Source organism: Planctomycetota bacterium (assembly GCA_018242585.1).
Lineage (GTDB): Bacteria > Planctomycetota > Planctomycetia > Pirellulales > PNKZ01 > JAFEBQ01.
The window spans coordinates 71,594-89,447 of the sequence record JAFEBQ010000007.1 but is presented as its reverse complement, the minus strand read 5'-3'; the positions used below and the strand labels follow the sequence as shown (position 1 = coordinate 89,447).

The 17,854-nt window shown below is 60.8% G+C and carries 15 protein-coding genes; 9 read left to right on the top strand and 6 right to left on the bottom strand.

Going from position 1 to position 17,854, the window contains the following annotated elements; translation table 11 throughout:
• Window positions 1–400 precede the first annotated feature (400 nt).
• Complete coding sequence (locus JSS27_03585) at window positions 401–1,375, top strand: cellulase family glycosylhydrolase (protein ID MBS0208016.1); 975 nt, start codon at window positions 401–403, stop codon at window positions 1,373–1,375.
• A 61-nt stretch (window positions 1,376–1,436) separates the two neighbouring features.
• On the opposite strand, the gene JSS27_03580 is transcribed toward JSS27_03585, so the two are convergent.
• Window positions 1,437–2,645, bottom strand: coding sequence for a HAMP domain-containing histidine kinase (locus JSS27_03580; protein MBS0208015.1), 1,209 nt, complete (start codon window positions 2,643–2,645; stop codon window positions 1,437–1,439).
• A 455-nt stretch (window positions 2,646–3,100) separates the two neighbouring features.
• Window positions 3,101–3,559, bottom strand: coding sequence for an Rrf2 family transcriptional regulator (locus tag JSS27_03575; GenBank protein ID MBS0208014.1), 459 nt, complete (start codon window positions 3,557–3,559; stop codon window positions 3,101–3,103).
• A gap of 157 nt (window positions 3,560–3,716) precedes the next feature.
• Between JSS27_03575 and JSS27_03570 the strand changes: the two genes are divergently transcribed.
• The 8 genes from JSS27_03570 to JSS27_03535 all read left to right on the top strand — a co-directional run bounded on the left by JSS27_03570 (window position 3,717) and on the right by JSS27_03535 (window position 11,831).
• Window positions 3,717–3,956, top strand: coding sequence for a hypothetical protein (locus tag JSS27_03570; GenBank protein ID MBS0208013.1), 240 nt, complete (start codon window positions 3,717–3,719; stop codon window positions 3,954–3,956).
• A 91-nt stretch (window positions 3,957–4,047) separates the two neighbouring features.
• Complete coding sequence (locus tag JSS27_03565) at window positions 4,048–4,776, top strand: DUF542 domain-containing protein (GenBank protein ID MBS0208012.1); 729 nt, start codon at window positions 4,048–4,050, stop codon at window positions 4,774–4,776.
• A 139-nt stretch (window positions 4,777–4,915) separates the two neighbouring features.
• Window positions 4,916–5,344 carry a cupin domain-containing protein gene (locus tag JSS27_03560; protein MBS0208011.1) on the top strand — a complete coding sequence of 143 codons (429 nt, stop codon included), beginning with the start codon at window positions 4,916–4,918 and terminating at the stop codon, window positions 5,342–5,344.
• A 27-nt stretch (window positions 5,345–5,371) separates the two neighbouring features.
• Window positions 5,372–6,226, top strand: coding sequence for a succinate dehydrogenase iron-sulfur subunit (gene sdhB / locus JSS27_03555; GenBank protein ID MBS0208010.1), 855 nt, complete (start codon window positions 5,372–5,374; stop codon window positions 6,224–6,226).
• Window positions 6,227–6,254: 28 nt separating this feature from the next.
• Window positions 6,255–6,602: a DUF488 domain-containing protein gene (locus tag JSS27_03550; protein ID MBS0208009.1), complete on the top strand. Its 348-nt coding sequence runs from the start codon at window positions 6,255–6,257 to the stop codon at window positions 6,600–6,602.
• 73 nt (window positions 6,603–6,675) lie between these two features.
• Window positions 6,676–8,385: an HAD family hydrolase gene (locus JSS27_03545; GenBank protein ID MBS0208008.1), complete on the top strand. Its 1,710-nt coding sequence runs from the start codon at window positions 6,676–6,678 to the stop codon at window positions 8,383–8,385.
• A 182-nt stretch (window positions 8,386–8,567) separates the two neighbouring features.
• Complete coding sequence (locus JSS27_03540) at window positions 8,568–10,172, top strand: molybdopterin-dependent oxidoreductase (GenBank protein ID MBS0208007.1); 1,605 nt, start codon at window positions 8,568–8,570, stop codon at window positions 10,170–10,172.
• 219 nt (window positions 10,173–10,391) lie between these two features.
• On the top strand, window positions 10,392–11,831 hold the full coding sequence (locus JSS27_03535; GenBank protein ID MBS0208006.1) for an NAD(P)/FAD-dependent oxidoreductase: 1,440 nt from the start codon (window positions 10,392–10,394) through the stop codon (window positions 11,829–11,831).
• 161 nt (window positions 11,832–11,992) lie between these two features.
• Here the strand turns inward: JSS27_03535 and JSS27_03530 are convergent, their stop codons facing one another.
• From JSS27_03530 to JSS27_03515, 4 genes are all read right to left on the bottom strand, one after another.
• On the bottom strand, window positions 11,993–13,999 hold the full coding sequence (locus JSS27_03530) for a serine hydrolase (protein MBS0208005.1): 2,007 nt from the start codon (window positions 13,997–13,999) through the stop codon (window positions 11,993–11,995).
• Between the two features lie 6 nt (window positions 14,000–14,005).
• Window positions 14,006–15,748, bottom strand: coding sequence for a DUF5060 domain-containing protein (locus JSS27_03525; protein MBS0208004.1), 1,743 nt, complete (start codon window positions 15,746–15,748; stop codon window positions 14,006–14,008).
• 137 nt (window positions 15,749–15,885) lie between these two features.
• On the bottom strand, window positions 15,886–16,866 hold the full coding sequence (locus JSS27_03520; GenBank protein ID MBS0208003.1) for an alpha/beta hydrolase: 981 nt from the start codon (window positions 16,864–16,866) through the stop codon (window positions 15,886–15,888).
• A gap of 30 nt (window positions 16,867–16,896) precedes the next feature.
• Window positions 16,897–17,736, bottom strand: coding sequence for a PIG-L family deacetylase (locus tag JSS27_03515; protein ID MBS0208002.1), 840 nt, complete (start codon window positions 17,734–17,736; stop codon window positions 16,897–16,899).
• Window positions 17,737–17,854: the final 118 nt, after the last annotated feature.

Here is a 17,854-nt window from a genome sequence, read left to right as displayed (position 1 = left end):
AGCCTGACCGCCAATGGCCTGCGGATCGCGACGGGCACGCCTTCGCCCACCGGAACGAAAGGCGGTCAATTCAGCAACACGCGATAAACATCGAACCTATGTGTACTGGCTGCTCGAGATGAAGAGGAGTGATCCCATGAAGAAGCATAATCCGTTCCTCGCTCGATGGTGGTTCACCGAGCTGAAAAGCTGGGAGCCAGGTTTTGTGGGCAAGGAAGAGATCGGCTACGTCGAGTTCGAGAAAGTTAGCCTCGGCCTGTTTCACTTTCGCCACGTTCTCCGAGCGCTCGCCACCTTCGCGGCCCTGCTCCTGATTGGGGGACGCCAGGCGAATTGCAACGCCCAGACCATAACGCCGCCCTGGGTGAAGGTCGCCGAGGATCAGCGAGGCTTTGCGGTGATGCCTTCAGGTAAGCCATTCTTGGCTTGGGGCTTCAACTACGACCGCGATGAAGCAGGCCGCCTGATCGAAGATTATTGGGATGCGGAGTGGAAGAAAGTTGAAGAGGATTTTGCCGAAATGAAGGCTCTGGGAGCGAGCGTCGTTCGCATCCACTTGCAGTTCGGCAGATTCATGGCCGGCCCGACACAAGCCAACGAGAAGTCGCTCGACCGACTCGGCGACCTGTTAAAACTCGCCGAGCGTCTTCACCTGTATCTCGATTTGACGGGCCTCGGTTGTTATCACAAGCAAGACGTTCCCGCTTGGTATGATCAGTTGAGCGAAGTCGAACGATGGGACGCCCAGGCCGAGTTCTGGCGTTCCATCGCCAGTCGTTGCCGGGACAGTTCGGCGGTTTTCTGCTACGACCTGATGAACGAGCCGGTCGTGCCGGGTGGGCGTCGAAAAGGCGGCGAGTGGCTGGGTGGCGCGTTCGCGGGGAAGCACTTTGTGCAATTCATCACGCTCGAGCCAGGTGACCGCCCACGCCCTGACATCGCCCGAAGCTGGATTCGACACCTGACCAAAGCGATCCGCCAGGTGGATCAACGTCATCTGATTACAGTGGGCTTGGTGGACTGGAGTCTGGACCGCCCTGGGCTGACATCCGGCTTCGTTCCCAAGGAGATCGCAGGCGACCTCGACTTTCTCTGCGTTCATCTGTATCCAAGAGCCGGGAAGCTCAAGGAAGACTTGGATACGCTCGCGGGTTTTGACATTGGCAAGCCGGTTGTGATCGAAGAGACCTTCCCACTGAAGTGCTCGTCGAAAGAGCTAGAGGAATTCATCGACGGTTCAAAGCAGCGCGCCTCTGGTTGGATCGGCTTCTATTGGGGGCAGACGCCGGAAGAGCTTCGCAAATCAACGGGCATTGGCGAGGCGTTTACTCTTCAATGGCTCGAACTGTTCCAGCGAATGGCAAGAGAGCGGTAGTCGCCAAATACGAACCAACCGTTCGCGACATGGCTCCACCACGGCTTGGGGAACTCGACTGCTAGTGCGGCAACGCTGGTTGGGAGGCCACCGCGGAGTTGGGGAGTTGTACGGTAAACGTGCTGCCACATCCCAACTGGCTTTGAACGGTAATCTGGCCGCCGATCAGTTCCGCCAAGCGGCGGCAGATCGTCAAACCCAGTCCGCAACCCTGTCGTCGGTCACCGGCGAGGGCGCGCAACTGGGCAAACTCATCGAAGATCCGCTCCAGATCTTCCGTCGCGATTCCGACACCGGTGTCTTGCACTCGAATCTCGATACCGCCGTTGAGTGCATGACTGCAACGAATGGTTACAGTACCGGCGTGTGTGTACTTAATCGCGTTTGTCACGATATTGTCGAGAATGCGAGCCAGCTTGGTCCGGTCAGTGCAGAGCCACACATTGCCGTCGGGCACGTCTTGAATCAGTTGCAATCGCTTCGCTTTTGCTTGGGGAAGGGCGCGGTCATGCTCTTCGCCGAGTAGCTCGTTGAGGTTGAACGTGCTCGAATGCAATTCCGTTGGACCGGCCCGCAATGCCGACATCTCGAGCACGTCCGTGGCAAGATCCCTGAGGAACACGGCATTGGTGTGAAGCATTTGCCCCAACTGTGGTAGCTCGGCCGGCGCTTGCTTGGCTTGTTGAATGAATTCGGCAATGATGCTGATAGTTTGCAGCGGGCTACGAATGTCATGAGATACCGAGGCCAAAAAACGCGATTTGCCCTCGCTGGCCTCTTCCGCCGCTTGCCAGCGGCTATTCAACTCGGCGTTTTGTTGGATGATTACTTCATGCGATGCGATCAACTCGCGATTGATCGCTTCTATCCGGTCATTCTGCTGCCTTAGCGAAGCCGCTTGGGCATCTAATTCCTCGGCCGCCAGGATCAGAATGTGTAGTAATCCTGTCGTAACGATCAGGGTCAATCCCGCCAGCACGCGATTGAGAAAGAATGGTTCGTGGAACGAGAACATGCCGGGAGAGGCTTGGAGGGCATAGACCACGAACGAGGCCACGAGCAGCACCACGGTCAAGCCCCACAGCAGCCGGCGCTTTCGCGCGGCAGCCGCGAGCACCGGCGGCAAGATGTACAGGATTGAGACGTTGAGGTCGACCCATGTCACCGCGTCGACGGCGACTCCCAGAGCGGCGAGAGGAATTGCCGACTTGGCGGCAATCTCCACTGGCCAGTTGGTCAATAGCGCCGATACGTTCGATTTAGTTTTCATAACCAAACCGCCGTCGGATTCGCGCCGACGCTAACGGAAGTCATCGCAATGCTCATCGTGGAGCGTTCCGCGGCATTGTATCCCCGCGGTCGCCAAGTGTCATTATGCATCCGGTAAGTGAAGGTTGCGCACTCTGGGAGCGAGCCAAAGCATGCGCGCGCGAGTGTCCCGCTCGGAGAGAAGTGCGCCAATGTTGACGACGTGACGACGTGCGAAAAAGGGTGATTTCTCGACCTGACTGAACCGCCTCGCCATAACCTCGCTCTCTCTAGCGGTGAAATGCGCCTCGCGATGTTGGAAAGTCGGCCGCCACCTGACGGACCCGTCATCTTCGGACGTAGCTGGCGTTTTTTGTAGGCTCGGCCTTCGGCACCCATTTGAATCGCGCTGTTTGTTCGAGAGCCCTCGGCAACGCGATGGTAGCACCAGGACTGGCCCTTGGAGTGGGCGAAGAGTCAACGAGTCCGTTTCGCACGTGGTACTCTCTTGGCTGACGCGGTTTCTCGTAACGACGTAATGGGGCTTGGGCGATTGACCACGTCGGCGATCGTGACACGCGCGAAAGCCTGTTCCATCGCGGCAAATGCCTCGTCTAATTCGCGGTGCAACGGACACAGGTCGGTGTGCGACGCGAGCCCCAGCGGGCAGGCGCGAATGCGCTGCAGCGGTCCGACCGCCGTGATCACATCGAGGATGGTCATCTGGTCAGCTGGACGATTGAGCGAGTATCCACCGCGTGGCCCGGGTTGCGAGCGCAGGATTTCGGCCTTGATGAGCGCTTGTAGCACTTTATGCACATAACGACGCGGCACATGGATTGCTTTGGCGATCCGTTCACTGGCGTGTGCGCGCCCCGCATCCTGCGCCAGCCAAACTGTCGCACGCAACGCATACTCAGCAGTCTTCTGTAACAACTCCGAGGCCCTCCCGCGACAAATCTACACCTTGACATATAGGTTTGCAAGCGTACCATGCCGGAAATGGAAACAGACTGGCCCGCCTCGGCCATGTTTCCGTACGAACGGTGGCCACCGGCTTTTGACGCCGCGGCGACTTCGGGAGTAGCGAACGATGCATTATCTCTATGGATCGAAGCCAGGTGTCCCGAAAAAGCTGGTGGCAACATTCGGTTCGGAACAACAGTTGCTGGCTTACGTGCGCTGGGCCACCCTCGCGGAACACGATAAAGAATGCAAGTTCGAACAAGGGAGCGCACTTGCCAGCTATCGAGGTTGGAGCCAGGCGGATCATCACCAGGCCGAGGAGGAAGCAAGTTCGGTGCCGCACAACCCTTCGCCAAATATGCTCTGAGGCGCGATCCGCATGGCTTGGCGACAAAACGTGCCGCGGCTTCACCCCGTCACATTGATGCTCGTGTGACCTATTGAGAAGGAGTGTGGATATGACGACGACACACCTGGACGTAACACAGACGGTTGCCGATTGGTCGTCGCGCTACCCCAGTGTAGCGCCAATCTTCACGAAGCACCAAATCGACCTTTGCCGCGACGGCGGCAAAACAGTGATCCAGGCTTGCCGCGAACAAGGGATCGAGCCGAAGGCTCTGCTCGGCGAGTTGGCCGGTGCCGCGCAACCAGCGTTTTGCGAGTTGGGCGCGGACTGGGAAAACGCCTCGATCGGTGAGCTGTGCGACCATATCGAAACGGTCCATCATCGGCATTTGCGGCAGGAGTTGCCGCGGCTGAATGACTTGCTTCAAAAGGTTGTCGAGACTCACCAGGCCGCGCATCCCGAGTTGGACGAGCTACGGCAAAGCTTTGCACGCCTCCGCGGCGGCTTGGAGCGGCATCTTCTGACGGAAACGACGGTGGTCATGCCCGCGCTGCGCGCGGTCGAGAGAGATGGCCTACCGGCAGGTTCGTCACCCGAATACTTGACACAGTTGCTGCGGCAATTGGAAAACGACCATGCCATGATCGACAAGGAACTGAAGCATATGCGGCAGGTGACCCGCGGTTATACGCTGCCACCCAACACCTGCGCGACCTACGGCGCGATGTTGGATGGGTTCTGGGAATTGGAATGGCATCTGCACAAAGGCATCGACGAGGAAGACGAGATTCTGTTTCCCAGAGCGCGTCGGCGTGACGCGGCACTGCGCGGCGCCTAGTCGCCACCCGCGCGAGAGAATCGGCGTTTTATGCCACGCCGCGGCATGACCAAGGGGCGAGGGCCGCGGCAATGAGCTTCGGAACGAGAAGTCGGGGTGACGGTAAAAACCAAAGTCGTTTGAAAGGAGGGATTCGCTCATGGCAATTCCACATGCAAAGAACGGCGAGATTGTTGATGTATACCCGTTGGGTTCCAAATTAGGCGATACCAAGACAACCACCCTGGTCAAAACGCAGGACTTGGAAATCCTCCGGTTGATCGTGCCGGCAGGAAAGGAAATCCCGCGACACGAAGCACCCGGCGAGATCAGCGTTCACTGCCTGGAAGGGTGCGTGGCGTTTACCGCGGTCGGGAAAACCCAGGAACTGTCGGCCGGCCAATTGCTCTACCTTGCCGCCGGAGAGCCGCATGCGCTCAAGGGCCTGCGGGATTCTTCGCTGCTAGTGACGATCCTACTGACTCAAAAGGCAACACCGCACCAGAGTTTCGACGTCGTACAAGAGGCGTCCGAGGAATCGTTCCCGGCCAGCGATCCGCCCGCGAAGACAATCGTTGTTCGGCCGTAGAACCGCTCGCCGCGTGGGAATCTCGTCATGGACCATCGATCGCAAGTCGCGGGGGATGAGCGTGAGTCATTCGAGGTTCGCGTTCTCCGTCAGGACCGGCCGGACGGCGCGAGCTACTGGCAGCACTTCCGGCTCGGTCGGGAACCGGGTCTGAACGTCACGGCGGTGCTCCAGCGGATTGCCGCACATCCCGAAACCGCGTCGGGAGAACACGTCGCTCCCGTGACCTACGAGGCCAATTGCCTGGAAGAAGTCTGCGGTTCTTGCACGATGCTCATCAATGGCCGCACGCGCCAAGCGTGTAGCGCGCTGGTTGACAAACTTCTGGCGGACTGCCCCGGCCGCATCGAGTTGCGGCCGTTGAGCAAGTTTCCGGTCATCCGCGACCTGCTCGTCGATCGGCGGCGCCTGTTTCGAGCCTTGGAGAAGGTTCACGCCTGGCTCCCCGTTGACGGGTATTACGATCGGGGGCCTGGCCCCCGCCAATCGCCAAGCGAGCAGCAGCAGGCTTACCCCTTGAGCCAATGCATGAGTTGTGGTTGCTGTCTGGAGGCCTGCCCGCAGTACTTGCGGGTCGAGCTATCGCGAAAAGCAGGCGAGTCCGACGCCGACTTCGCAGCGCGCGAGAAAGTGGCTTTCGATCAGGCGTTTTTTGGCGCACATGCCATGAATCAGGTGGTGCTCTTGAATTCTCATCCGGCCGGCAGCTTTCAGGCGACCGAGCGGCTGGAGATAGCCATGTCCACCGGTGGAGTACAGATGTGCGGCAACGCCCAGAACTGTACCGCTGTTTGTCCGAAGCATATCCCGCTGACCGATTCCTGGGGACGCATCAACCGGGCGACGACGATTCGCGCCCTGCAACGGTTATTCGATCACTAACAACCTCCCCTGCTCAGGTAGGTGACTCATGCTACAACTCAAGCGAGTTTACGAACGGCCTTCTCGAAAGGACGGTATGCGGGTGCTGGTCGATCGACTGTGGCCACGCGGCCTGACCAAAGAGCGCGCGGCGGTAACACTGTGGTTGAAGGACGTGGCTCCGAGCACGGAACTACGCAAGTGGTTCGGCCATGATCCCGCCAAATGGAAAGAATTCCAGGCCCGCTATCGAAAGGAACTTCGAGAGAAGAAAGAGAGCCTGGAGTTGCTGAGGCAGAAGAGCGAAGAACAGATCGTCACCTTGGTGTATGGCGCCCGGGATGAAGAACACAACGAAGCGATCGTCTTGAAAAAGGTCATCGAGGGCCGTCGCTGATGCCAGTCCACCTCGGCCGAGGCTTTTGGACGAGCAAGACGGCGGGAACCAATTCGCTAGAAAGGAAGGCGCGATGCGTTATTTGGCTCTCGCCACCGACTATGACGGCGTGATCGCCAGCGATGGGCGAGCATCCGACATGGCCATAGCGGCGATCGAACGTGTGCGGATGTCGGGCCGGCGCGTGATTCTGATCACCGGCAGGCGATTGGACAATCTCCAGGAGAGTTTTCCGAATCTCTCGCTATTTGACTACGTTGTCGCCGAAAACGGCGCCACCGTTTACGATCCCCGCTCCCGTGAAGAAACGCTGCTCGCGGACCCACCCTCTCCAGAGTTCATTGATCGACTCCGAGAGCTAGGGGTCAACCCATTGGACATTGGGCGAGTGATTGTCGCCACCTGGTTGCCTCATCACAATGCGGTGCTGCAGGCGATTCAGGAAATGGGGTTAGAGTTGCTGGTGGTTTTCAACCGCGCCGCCGTCATGGTGTTGCCGCCTGGGGTCAACAAGGCGACTGGGATGGACTATGCCTTGCGCAAGCTGGGGCTCTCCATGCACGAGGTCGTCGGTGTCGGCGACTCGGAGAACGACCACTCCTTTCTTGCGCGGAGCGAATGCGCCGTGGCCGTGGCGAACGCGGTGCCTTCGATTTGCAAGCTCGCTGACATCGTGACGGAAAACAAAAATGGCGCCGGCCTGGCGGAGCTGATTGACGACCTGGTCTCCAACGATTTGAGTCGCATGCACGGCCGAATCCGCAAGAATCTAGTTCCGATTGGGCGGCGAGTCGACGGCGCCACGGTGACCGTGCCTCCCTATGGCCAGAATATCCTGATTGCCGGGCCTTCCGGAAGCGGCAAGTCCACCGTCACCGCTGGAGTCATCGAGCGGCTCACCAAGTTGGCGTATCAGGTATGCGTCATTGACCCCGAGGGAGACTACGGAACCTTACAAGATGTCATCACGCTGGGAAATCAAAACCACGCGGTCTCCGTGAACGAGGTGCTGGCACTCCTCGAAGATCCAAAGATTACGCTCAACGTCAATCTGCTGGGCATTCCACTTGCCGATCGTCCTGGGTTTTTTGGGCAACTATTTCCGAACTTGCATGCCATGCGGACTCGCACCGGCCGGCCGCATTGGATCGTCCTCGACGAGGCTCATCACCTGATCCCGGCCGAATGGTCGCGCGTCGGCCGCGCCCTGCCGCGGGACGTGGGAGAAACCGTGCTGGTGACCGTGCATCCAGAACACATCGCGCCCCTGGTGCTAGCGACGGTCGATACGGTCATTGCGGTCGGGCCTTCGCCGGACAGAACCATGAAGCAGTTTGCCGACGCAATTGGCCAACCTCTCGCCTGGCCTGACGGCCTGACGTATCAAAAAGGGATGGCCGTCGTCTGGTTTTGGCGGCAGGACGCGGCCCCGTTCCCCGTCGAAATCTTGCTCGGGCAATCCGAGCGAATCCGTCACCACCGCAAGTATGCCGAAGGCAACATGCGCCAGCACAGCTTCTTTTTTCGAGGGCCCAAGAACCGCCAGAACCTCAAGGCGGCGAATCTGGTCACGTTTTCACAGATTGCCGAGGGAGTCGATGAAGAAACATGGCTGTTTCATTTACGCCGGGGAGATTACTCGCGTTGGTTCCGAGCCGCCGTGAAAGATAGCTACCTGGCGGATCAAACCGCGCGGATCGAACAACGACAAGACCTGCGTCCGGCTGAAACCCGCAAGTTAATCCGAAGTCTTATCGAAGCGCGATACACCTTGCCCGAGTAGACTGCCACGACGCCGCCACGATGATGATAGAATCACACGGTTTTATCCCATCGTGGAAGTCGCTGCTCGAAGGCGTGGCATCGAAGCGCAAAACACTCGTCAAGTAAGGATTGTTTGGCGACGCCAAGGCAAGGTTGATACGGCGCGAGACAGGACAAAACCACAAGACAGGAATCATTCGCATGCGCGTTCGGCGGAAGGAGCTTCTGCTTTTTACGGCTCCCATCGTGTTGGCGCTTGTCGCCGCGTACGTGCAGTGCGCTTTCGTCGGGTTGCCGGCGGTACCTCCCATCGAGAGCAGCGCAAATAGCCAGCCTGTTCCGCCTGGCTTTTCTGTCGGGTTACGCCTTACACATTACGTCAATCTGTTCTTGATGATTCTGCTGGTCCGCAGCGGATTGCAGATTCTCATGGACCATCCACGGCTCTACTGGAACGTGCATTGCACTCCGGGCACCGAATGGGCCCGCTTTACGCCGGTCGAGGTACCGAAAGACCAGGTGTGGACCGCAAAGCAAGATGCTCGTCACCTCTCTCCCTGGATTGGTTTGCCCGGGTACCGACATACCATCGGCATGGCGCGGCACTGGCATTTTCTCAGCGTGCTGTTTTGGGTGGTCAACGGCGGGGTTTACGTCACCTTGCTGTTCCTTGACGGCCATTGGCGCCGGCTGGTCCCCAGCGGTTGGCATGTCTTAACTGACGCCTGGGCTGTTTTTGTTCACTATGCCACGTTCCACTTGCCGCCGGAGCCGGATGGCTTTTATCAGTACAACGCCTTGCAGCAACTCTCCTACTTCGGCGTGGTGTTCGTACTGGCGCCGCTCGCCATGATCACCGGCCCCTCCATGTCGCCCGCGTTGACGAATCGATTTGGTTGGTATCCGAAGCTTCCCGGCAATCGCCAAATTGGCCGATCGCTCCATTTCCTGATTATGTGCGCGTTTGTCATGTTCATCGTCATTCATGTGGCGATGGTTTCGATCACGGGGTTCGCGCGGAACATGAACCACATCGTGCTAGGCACGGACGCGATCAGCATGAGCGGCGTTTTTGTCGGCATGTCGGGCCTGGCGGTCATTTTCGTCGCGAACGCGCTCGCCAATTGGGCGGCGTGGCGGCACCCACGCGTGGTGCAGCATGCCGCGCGCGCCATCGTCACGCCGATCATGAGCTTTTTCCTTGATCGGCCCTCGCCGTGCGCGGAGTTTCGCCGCGAAGACATTTCGCCCTTTTTTTGGGCCAATGGCAAGGTGCCCACGAGCGATGAGTGGAAAGAGCTCGCGGCGCACCGCTTCCAAGACTACCGGCTAAAAATTCATGGCCTCGTGGAAAACCCCGTCGAATTGTCGCTGGATACCCTGGGAGCACTGGGGAAACAGACCCAGATCACGCTGCACCATTGCATTCAAGGCTGGTCGGGCATCGCGGCCTGGGGCGGCGTGCCGTTGGCGGAAATCATCAAGCTGGTCCAGCCCAAGGCCAATGCCGACGCGGTGGTCTTTTACTCCTTCGGCGAAGGAGGCCACGGCGGCGAGTTCTACGATAGCCTGTCGATGGCAAACGCCCGACATCCGCAGACATTGCTCGCCTATGAGATGAACTTCCAGCCGTTAGGCGAGTTGCACGGAGCGCCCCTGCGGCTGCGAGTCGAGAACCAACTCGGCTTCAAGATGGTCAAGTGGATTCGCGCCATCGAGTTTGTCGAGAGTTCCCGATCGGTCGGCCGTGGCGAGGGAGGCTATAATGAGGACCAAGAATACTTTGGCGAACTCGCCAGCATCTGAGCGGCGACGCAGCCAGGCCGGCGTGATTCGCGGCCAAGGAGGCAAACAGCAAGTTGCCAGGAGAAGCCAGTCTGGCAATTGGATTGTCGAAGCATGCGGCCAGTAGCGGACTTGGTATCGAGCCGCGCTGGAATCGTAGCGACAAGGATGGCACGAGTCGCGCGCGGAAGGTGAATTATGTGGGCTGATCCTACCATCGGCGAAACTAAGGACGGCGGCATGGCTGTCCAACGATGGGAAAATGAAGGGGGGCGAGTCCTCCTGGACAATGGTCCGGCGAACATTGGATCTTCGCGCACCACTCCCGCGGCCAAGACGCTTCCCAAAGTGTTCATCGTCGGCGGCGGCTTTGCTGGCATCGCGGCGGCCAAAGCGTTGGCGGGCGCGCCGGTCGATGTCAGATTGATCGATCGCCGCAATCACCACGTGTTTCAGCCCTTGCTGTACCAGGTCGCAACGGCCTCGCTGTCGCCGGCGGATATTAGCGCGCCCATCCGGACGATCCTGCGCGACCAAGAAAATTGTCAGGTCGCGATGGCCGAGGTCACCGGCGTGGACATTGCCGGCAAACGGCTGATGTTGGCCGGCGGGCACGTTGGCTACGACTACCTCATCCTGGCGGCCGGAGCGACGCATGCCTATTTCGGGCATGAGGAGTGGGCCGCGATCGCTCCCGGCTTGAAGAGCATCGACGACGCGACCGAACTGCGCCGGCGCATCCTCCTCGCTTTCGAGTCGGCGGAGTACGAGGGGGATGAAGCCGAACGCCGCGCGGCGTTGACCTTTGGGATTGTCGGCGCGGGCCCTACCGGCGTCGAACTCGCGGGCGCGATCAAGGAAATCGCCGGGCAGACGCTGCCGAGAGATTATAAGCACATCGACACGCGAACAACGCGCGTCATCCTCTTTGAAGGGGCTGATCGTGTGCTGCCCCCCTTCCCCAAGGAACTGAGCGCCCGCGCCCAGCGCGACCTGGAGCGCATGGGCGTGGAGGTGCGCCTGAATTCGATCGTGACCAATGTCACGCGGCGCGGCGTTACCGTCGGCAATGAGGTGATTCCCGTGCGCAATGTTTTTTGGGCGGCGGGCGTCAAGGCCAGCGCTCTCGGGCAATCATTGGGCGTGCCGCTCGACAAAGCGGGGCGCGTGATCGTCGGGCCTGATCTGACGATCCCGGGACACCCCGAGGTGTTCGTCGTCGGCGACCTGGCGGCGGCCAAGTCCGCGGATACGGGCAGACCGGTGCCAGGCGTTGCGCAGGGCGGCATCCAGATGGGCCGCTACGCCGGATCGACGATCGCACGCGAGGCCGCGGCTCGGACCGCGCGAACGGCGCGATCGGCCTTTGTCTACCGCGACAAGGGTTCCTTGGCCATCATCGGCAAAGCGAAGGCCGTCGCCCACATCGGCCGGTGGAAGGTCGGCGGCTTTCTCGCTTGGCTCCTTTGGGGCGGCGTCCACATCCTGTTCCTCATCGGCTTCCGCAACCGCCTCCTGGTCCTGAGCAGTTGGTTCTGGGGCTGGCTGCTTAACGCCCGCGATGCTCGCCTTATCACGGGCAATTCACGACTTGATCTCCGGGTTCCCCACCCTCCCGACTTCATCCCAGACAACCCGGCCGCGGAAGAGGGCGACGGCTCCACGCATAGCCCTGATTGACGCGCGTAGGAGTTAGACGAATGTCGGGCTCACATCACAGTTGCCTCTACCAGTCGAAGGTGGTCGCGGTATCCGACCATTGATACGCGCCCGCACTGCTCCAAGGCGGCTGTCATCAGCCTCAAAACGGCGGTGACTTTTGGCATGACCGCCGCGCCAGGTCAACGAGCGAAGTCTTGCGGCACACACTCCACCACGCAGCGGAACCCATCGCAGCGCCAACGACGCGTGGAGGGCTGATTGCCGCGAAAGGAGGAGAGCAGCGGCTTGGGCGCGCTGCTGCCCCACGAGGCGCCCCGCAGGACGTGATCCTGCTGTTCCGCGTTGAACCAGTCGTCACACCATTCCCAGACGCTCCCGCCGAGATCGTGGATGCCGAGTTCGTTCGGCGGGAAGCTCATCACGGGTGAGGTGATGGCGAATCCATCCGCATAGCCGGCGACGATTTTTTCCTGGGGATACTGCGTCCGGCATTCCTCATCAGCGTAGTTGCCCGCGCCTTTCGTGGGCGGCCATTGCCTGCCCCAGGGATACACTTCGGGAACCTTGCCGCTCAGGCTTTCGGGCGTGACGCCGCCGACAGGCTCTTGGTCTCCGATGCCAACCGCGATGCTCCACTCGCGATCCGTCGGCAGGCGATACTTGCGGCCTTCCTTTTTGCTCAGCCATTCGCAGAAGGCAGTCGCGTCGTCCCAGCTCACGTTCACCACGGGATGGTCGTCACCGGCGCTTGCGGTACGGCTGCCAAGTTTCACGTCCTTCCACAAAGCGTCCGCGCTGGGATTCTCGGCAACATAGCGCGCATAGTCGGCGCGGCGAGTCTCATGGATGCACATGAGCGTCCGCGTGCCCGGAATGGGTACAAACTTCATCCCGAGGCGATTAGTGAAAGGCTGGGCGGCCGCGGCCTTCAGCGATACATGGCCCGGCAACGCGCCGGGCACGTGATTGAAATCGAAGTCATTCACCGCCTCGGCGGCGAGTGTGGCGACGCGATGGTGCAATTGATAAACAGCGGGCCGTGTGTCGGCAACACCGTCCACGTAGCGGTTGCACAGGAAAACCACGAAGGTGCGCGAGTAAGGGTCAATCCACAACATCTGTCCGGTCCAGCCCGTGTGACCGTAGCCGCCGATGGGGAACAACGCCCCGCGCGCGGGAGTGTAGTCATGCGGCGGCTTGCGGTAGGGTGTGTCGATGTCCCAGCCCAGCCCGCGGCGCACCGGCAGATTGCCCGCGTCGGGGCTGACAAGCCCGGGTGGGCTTTGCACACTGGTCATGAGCCTCACGGTATCGGGCTGGAAGACTCGCTCACCATCGAGTTCGCCAAAGTTCAACATCATGCGGGCGAAGCGCGCCACATCCGCCGTGGTCGTGAAGAGGGAAGCATGAGCCGCCACTCCGCCGGTGACACGCGCCACGGTGTCGTCCACCTGCCCGCGCGCGGGCGCGCTCGATGGCGCGACACGCTTTAAGCGATCACCGCTCGGACGAAACACCGTGTCGTTCATGCGCAGCGGGAGGAAAATCTCCGTGGTGCAGAACTCATCGAACTTCCGGCCCGTCACGCGCTCGATCACGCCGCCGAGCACCATCGTGCCGGCGCTGCTGTAGGAAAACCTGGTGCCCGGCTCAAACAACAGCTTGGTGCGGCACGCCTGGGCGATGGCATCGGCGTGACTGCCAAAGGGCGGCAAGGCCGGATTCAGATTCACCGGGAGGCCCGAACTGTGCAGCAACAGATGCCGGATCGTCACCCGCTCGCGGCCCTCGCCGGTGAACTCCGGCAGATGCTTCGCCACCAGGTCATCCACGGTCATCAATCCGCGCTCGACGCACAGCATCGCCGCGCTCGTCGCCGCGACGACCTTCGTGACGGAAGCCACGTCGAACAGGGTGTCCTCCGTCATGACCTCCGCGGCGGGCTTCGTCGCGCGTTGACCGAAGGCCTTGTGATAGGCCGTGCCATCACGTTCAACCCACACCGCGGCACCGACGATTATGTCCTCAGCGACGGCCTTCTTGATGGCAACATCGAGTTCGAGGAGTTTGTTGGCGTGGAATGCCTTCGGAGCCGTGGGGGCGGTCTCCTTGTGCTGCGACTCGCCATCGGCAAACGTGGCGAGCGTGAACGCGGTAAACACAGACAGATAGAAGAATCGCGGCATCGGAATTCAGTTCGCTTTCACAAAACGCACAATCACGTCCGCCCCTTGCCACGGCGCGGTGAGTTCGATGGGCTTTCCACCGCTTACTTCGTCGCCTTGCGCGGCCACGCCATCAGCCGCGCGGAACCATTCGACGGCAAACTTCCCGCTCGCGGCGCTCAAATCCACCACGAGGCGCGCGGGCTTGTCGGCAATCGACTGTGTGTGCTGGTCATCGGCGCCATCCGCGTGCGGGTGGAAGATGAGGAATTCGGTGTGCCCACGTCGCGTGAGCTTCGGAGCGCGCGCGCCGGTTGCGCCATCGGCGTCCTTCACGAGCGCGTGGTCCGGCGAGAACTTGCCGAGATCGATCTTTCGCTGCTCGAAATAATCGCGGATGACTTTCACCGAGTCGAGGCCGGTGAGTGCCTCGGTGAACGTGGTCCCCGGCCGCTTGCCACGGGTGGCGGCGCGCGCGCCGGGGTCAGTGTAGGGATGCACGGCCCACCAGCATCCGCCGTAGTTGGCGGAGCCGCCGGAAAGCAGCCAGGCCCAGAAGAGACGGCGCTGCCAGAAGTCCATGTGCGCCGGATCGCGGCGGGGGCCGTGATCCTGCTCGTAGCGGTCCTCGCCGAGGAAGACGGGCTTGTGGAACGCCTGGTAGCGTCCGTATTCCAGCGCGCCGAGGTCGTGCTCATGCTCGATGTGAATGTAGGTGGCCCAGGCTTCATCGCCAAAGGCGAACGGCAGCCGCCGGGCGTGTCCGGCGGAGCGCGGATGCTGCCAGGGATCGTGCTGCTGCAACCACGCTCCCGCCTCCCGTGCCATCGCGTTGTTGTTTGGAAAGCCATCGCCGAAGTGCGCATCGTTCACGATGAGCCAGAAAATCTGCGGATACGCGGCGTAACGAGCGATGAGATTCCGCAGCAAGCGCTCGCGCTGCGCGGGCTGGAGCGCGGCCCAGAGGCGGTCGTCGGTGTGGTAGCCCGCCAGCGGAAACAGGATGAGCTGCACGGCCACATCCGGGTGAGCCTCCAGCAGCATCCGCAGCCGCCGATCGGCGCACTGGAGATTGTCGAGTCGAAGACGGTCGCTACTGTCATCCACGAAGAACCAGCGCCTCCACGCACTCCTGCTCTCCTGGAAGCCCTCCTCGCCGCCGGCCAGAAAGCAGCGCAGGGAGGTGATGCCGCGCTCCACATCATCGCGAACGTAATGGGCGGCCACCTCGTCGGGAACGGGCGCGCCGTTGCCGTCGTGCGCGCAGAGCAGGAAGTAGGCGGTGTCGCTGAGGTTGAGAAACCAGTGCCCGTCCTCGGTGATCCACTGACGCGGATTCTGCGGGTACGGCAGCAAACGCCCACGCAGCTTCGAATCGACGACTTCGAACGTGCCGCTCGCGCCGTCGAGCTGTTTGTCCGTCGCGCAGCGCGAGGACCAACTCCACTCCCCCACCTCGCTCGCATACACTCGCGCGCGCCAGGCGCCATCTCCGTCGTAGAAGGCGTGAACCGCCTTCGCCTGCGGCGCTCCCGATGGCGGCGTGAAGGTGACGGTCGCCAGCGTGTCGAACGGATTTGCAACCGTGCCATCGCCTTTCAGCGTGACTTCATGCACGCCGAACTTCACCGCCTTCTCCGTGTTCACGGTGAAGTTCCGCGCGCCGTCCGACTGCTTGCGCGGCGCGCGCAGTTCCTGCGAGTGAAGCGGAAAGGTTGCCGTCGCGGCGAGCAAAAGTGCGAGTGAAGTGAAGGGAATGAGGCGCTTCATCGGGTGATCACATGGGGGCGGTGGAGAAAGCCAGCTTCAGTGCTAGAGCAAGTTTTCAGTTTGAACCGCACTTGATCGGCTTTCCCCCCAAAGGCTGATGACGAGGCCGTCACAGCTGGCTAGACGCAGGCCGGCTTTCATTTGTCTATTGAACCATCAAGCAGACTGCTCCGCAAAAACTCGAGCACTTCGGACTCGAACTGCGGTTTTGAATCCCCTGCGCCCACGGCGTGGTTGTCATTTGGGAAGATCACGAGTTTGGACTTTACGCCAGCCTTTTGCAGCGCCTCGTGCATGCTGCTTGCCTGGACTTCGGGGATGAGAAAATCCTTCGCTCCAAAGAGCAACAGGAACGGGGCGGAATGGCGGTCCACATGACTGCGGGGAGAAGCTGCCTCCGCGCCGGCGGAGCCGACGACATCTTCCACCAGCCAATGGACTGGTTTGCCGAGCTGCCAGCGGTCGGCTTTCGGATCGGGGGGCTGGCCGAAGACATTGCAGGAAGGCAACGGAATCGTGAGGTCATTGGGGCCCGCGATGTTCACCACGGCGTTCACTCGGCTGGAATAGGAAGCAAGTTCCGGGTCTGAGTTGTCGCGCGTCTCCATCGTGCCTAGTAGAGCGACCAAGTGTCCGCCTGCCGAATGACCATAGGCTCCCAGGCGTTGAGGCTCGATGCCAAAAGCCTCGGCATGACGGCGAATCCACCGCACCGCGCGCTGACAGTCGTCCAAAGCCGCGGGGAAACGGTTCTTCGCTGGTGCGGAAGGATCCTTGAATCGATCGGCACTGTTGCACAGACGGTAGTCAATGGAGAATGTCGTGTAGCCCTGCTGCGCCAACCAGCGAGATGACGCGGCTAAGTCGGAGCGTTTCCCATCCACCCAGCCGCCGCCATGAACCACGATCACGCCGGCGCGAGTCTCTGGACTGCCAGGGGCTGGTGGATAGATGTCCAGCAGAAGTTTTTCGCCATCAACACATCCATACTCGCGCACCAGTGGGGCAGTCGCGGCATTGCCGGCGGGGGCGGTTTGGGCGCAGGCCGGGGACGCAACGAGGAGAACGGGCAGCAGGTGAAACCAAAAGCTCGCGCGGAGGGGCAGGTGGCGTTTCATGGGGTTAAGTCTATCCTCAGCGTGGCCCTTTCAGCGAATGGAAAACTCCCAGAACAGTTCCTCCGATTTCAAGTACTCCCGTACCAGACCATCATGCACGGGTGACGTGCCTGTGGTGTGGTCAAGGAGCGCGGCTTTCTTTGTCTCATATTCTTGCGGCGTGAGTTTCAGTCGCATATTCGGTTCCTGGGGCAATGGGTCGCCATGCACAACGTAGGAGAGGAAGCGACCTTGAAACGCCGCCTTGCGCGACGCTTCTAGCGCCAGCCAAAAGGCGGCGCGATGATCCCCGTGCTTGTCCGATTCGTGCGATACAAAAACCTCCCGCGGCTTTCGCGCGCGGATGATCTCCGCCAGATCAGCGACCACGCTCGATTTCACATACAGCGCCGAGCTGCCGTGGGCGAGGGAATGGTAGTCACGCGCGATCAGACCATACGTCTCGCGCTGCTGTGTCAATATCTGCTGGAAGACCGCGCTGCCATCCAGTCGCCACATTGTTTCCAAGCCGCCGTCCGGGTAACCGAGAAACATCAAATCGTCATGCGGTACGCCGAGGCGTTTCAGCGCGCTTGCGGAGTGCTCCTGCCGCAACGCGCCCGCCTTCATGAAGTCATCCGGCGCGAGCTCGTCTGGCTTCTTTTTTGCCACGGCGGCCGCGAGCGCCACGTACCCGTCACCGTTCGTCAAAACTACCACGGTTGCTCGCTTTTTCTCCTCGACAGCGCGCAGGATGACGCCCGCGCAGCCGATGACCTCATCATCCGGATGCGGCGCGACAATCAGTACGTCACCCACGGCCCCAGCGCGAGTGGCAACGGCGAGAACAAGGACACCCGCGAGGAAGCGGGGGTAATTGAAAGTGGGCATGGCTTTGACTTTCGCCTTTTTCGTCTCGGGAGAGTGCCAGCGCAACCAGGCGGCGCAAGCCTTTATCACTGATCGGGTTTTCCCAAGTAGCCTCCGCTCGGATAAGCTTCGAGCGGCA

What these genes read in the sequence shown, in the direction of transcription:
- JSS27_03540 (MBS0208007.1), top strand. Translation starts at nt 8,568, where the DNA reads ATGCGCGTTCGGCGGAAGGAGCTTCTGCTTTTTACGGCTCCCATCGTG.
- JSS27_03565 (MBS0208012.1), top strand. Translation starts at nt 4,048, where the DNA reads ATGACGACGACACACCTGGACGTAACACAGACGGTTGCCGATTGGTCG.
- JSS27_03570 (MBS0208013.1), top strand. Translation starts at nt 3,717, where the DNA reads ATGCATTATCTCTATGGATCGAAGCCAGGTGTCCCGAAAAAGCTGGTG.
- JSS27_03515 (MBS0208002.1), bottom strand. Translation starts at nt 17,736, where the DNA reads ATGCCCACTTTCAATTACCCCCGCTTCCTCGCGGGTGTCCTTGTTCTC.
- JSS27_03560 (MBS0208011.1), top strand. Translation starts at nt 4,916, where the DNA reads ATGGCAATTCCACATGCAAAGAACGGCGAGATTGTTGATGTATACCCG.
- JSS27_03550 (MBS0208009.1), top strand. Translation starts at nt 6,255, where the DNA reads ATGCTACAACTCAAGCGAGTTTACGAACGGCCTTCTCGAAAGGACGGT.
- JSS27_03535 (MBS0208006.1), top strand. Translation starts at nt 10,392, where the DNA reads ATGGCTGTCCAACGATGGGAAAATGAAGGGGGGCGAGTCCTCCTGGAC.
- JSS27_03530 (MBS0208005.1), bottom strand. Translation starts at nt 13,999, where the DNA reads ATGCCGCGATTCTTCTATCTGTCTGTGTTTACCGCGTTCACGCTCGCC.
- sdhB (MBS0208010.1), top strand. Translation starts at nt 5,372, where the DNA reads ATGGACCATCGATCGCAAGTCGCGGGGGATGAGCGTGAGTCATTCGAG.
- JSS27_03545 (MBS0208008.1), top strand. Translation starts at nt 6,676, where the DNA reads ATGCGTTATTTGGCTCTCGCCACCGACTATGACGGCGTGATCGCCAGC.
- JSS27_03520 (MBS0208003.1), bottom strand. Translation starts at nt 16,866, where the DNA reads ATGAAACGCCACCTGCCCCTCCGCGCGAGCTTTTGGTTTCACCTGCTG.
- JSS27_03585 (MBS0208016.1), top strand. Translation starts at nt 401, where the DNA reads ATGCCTTCAGGTAAGCCATTCTTGGCTTGGGGCTTCAACTACGACCGC.
- JSS27_03580 (MBS0208015.1), bottom strand. Translation starts at nt 2,645, where the DNA reads ATGAAAACTAAATCGAACGTATCGGCGCTATTGACCAACTGGCCAGTG.
- JSS27_03525 (MBS0208004.1), bottom strand. Translation starts at nt 15,748, where the DNA reads ATGAAGCGCCTCATTCCCTTCACTTCACTCGCACTTTTGCTCGCCGCG.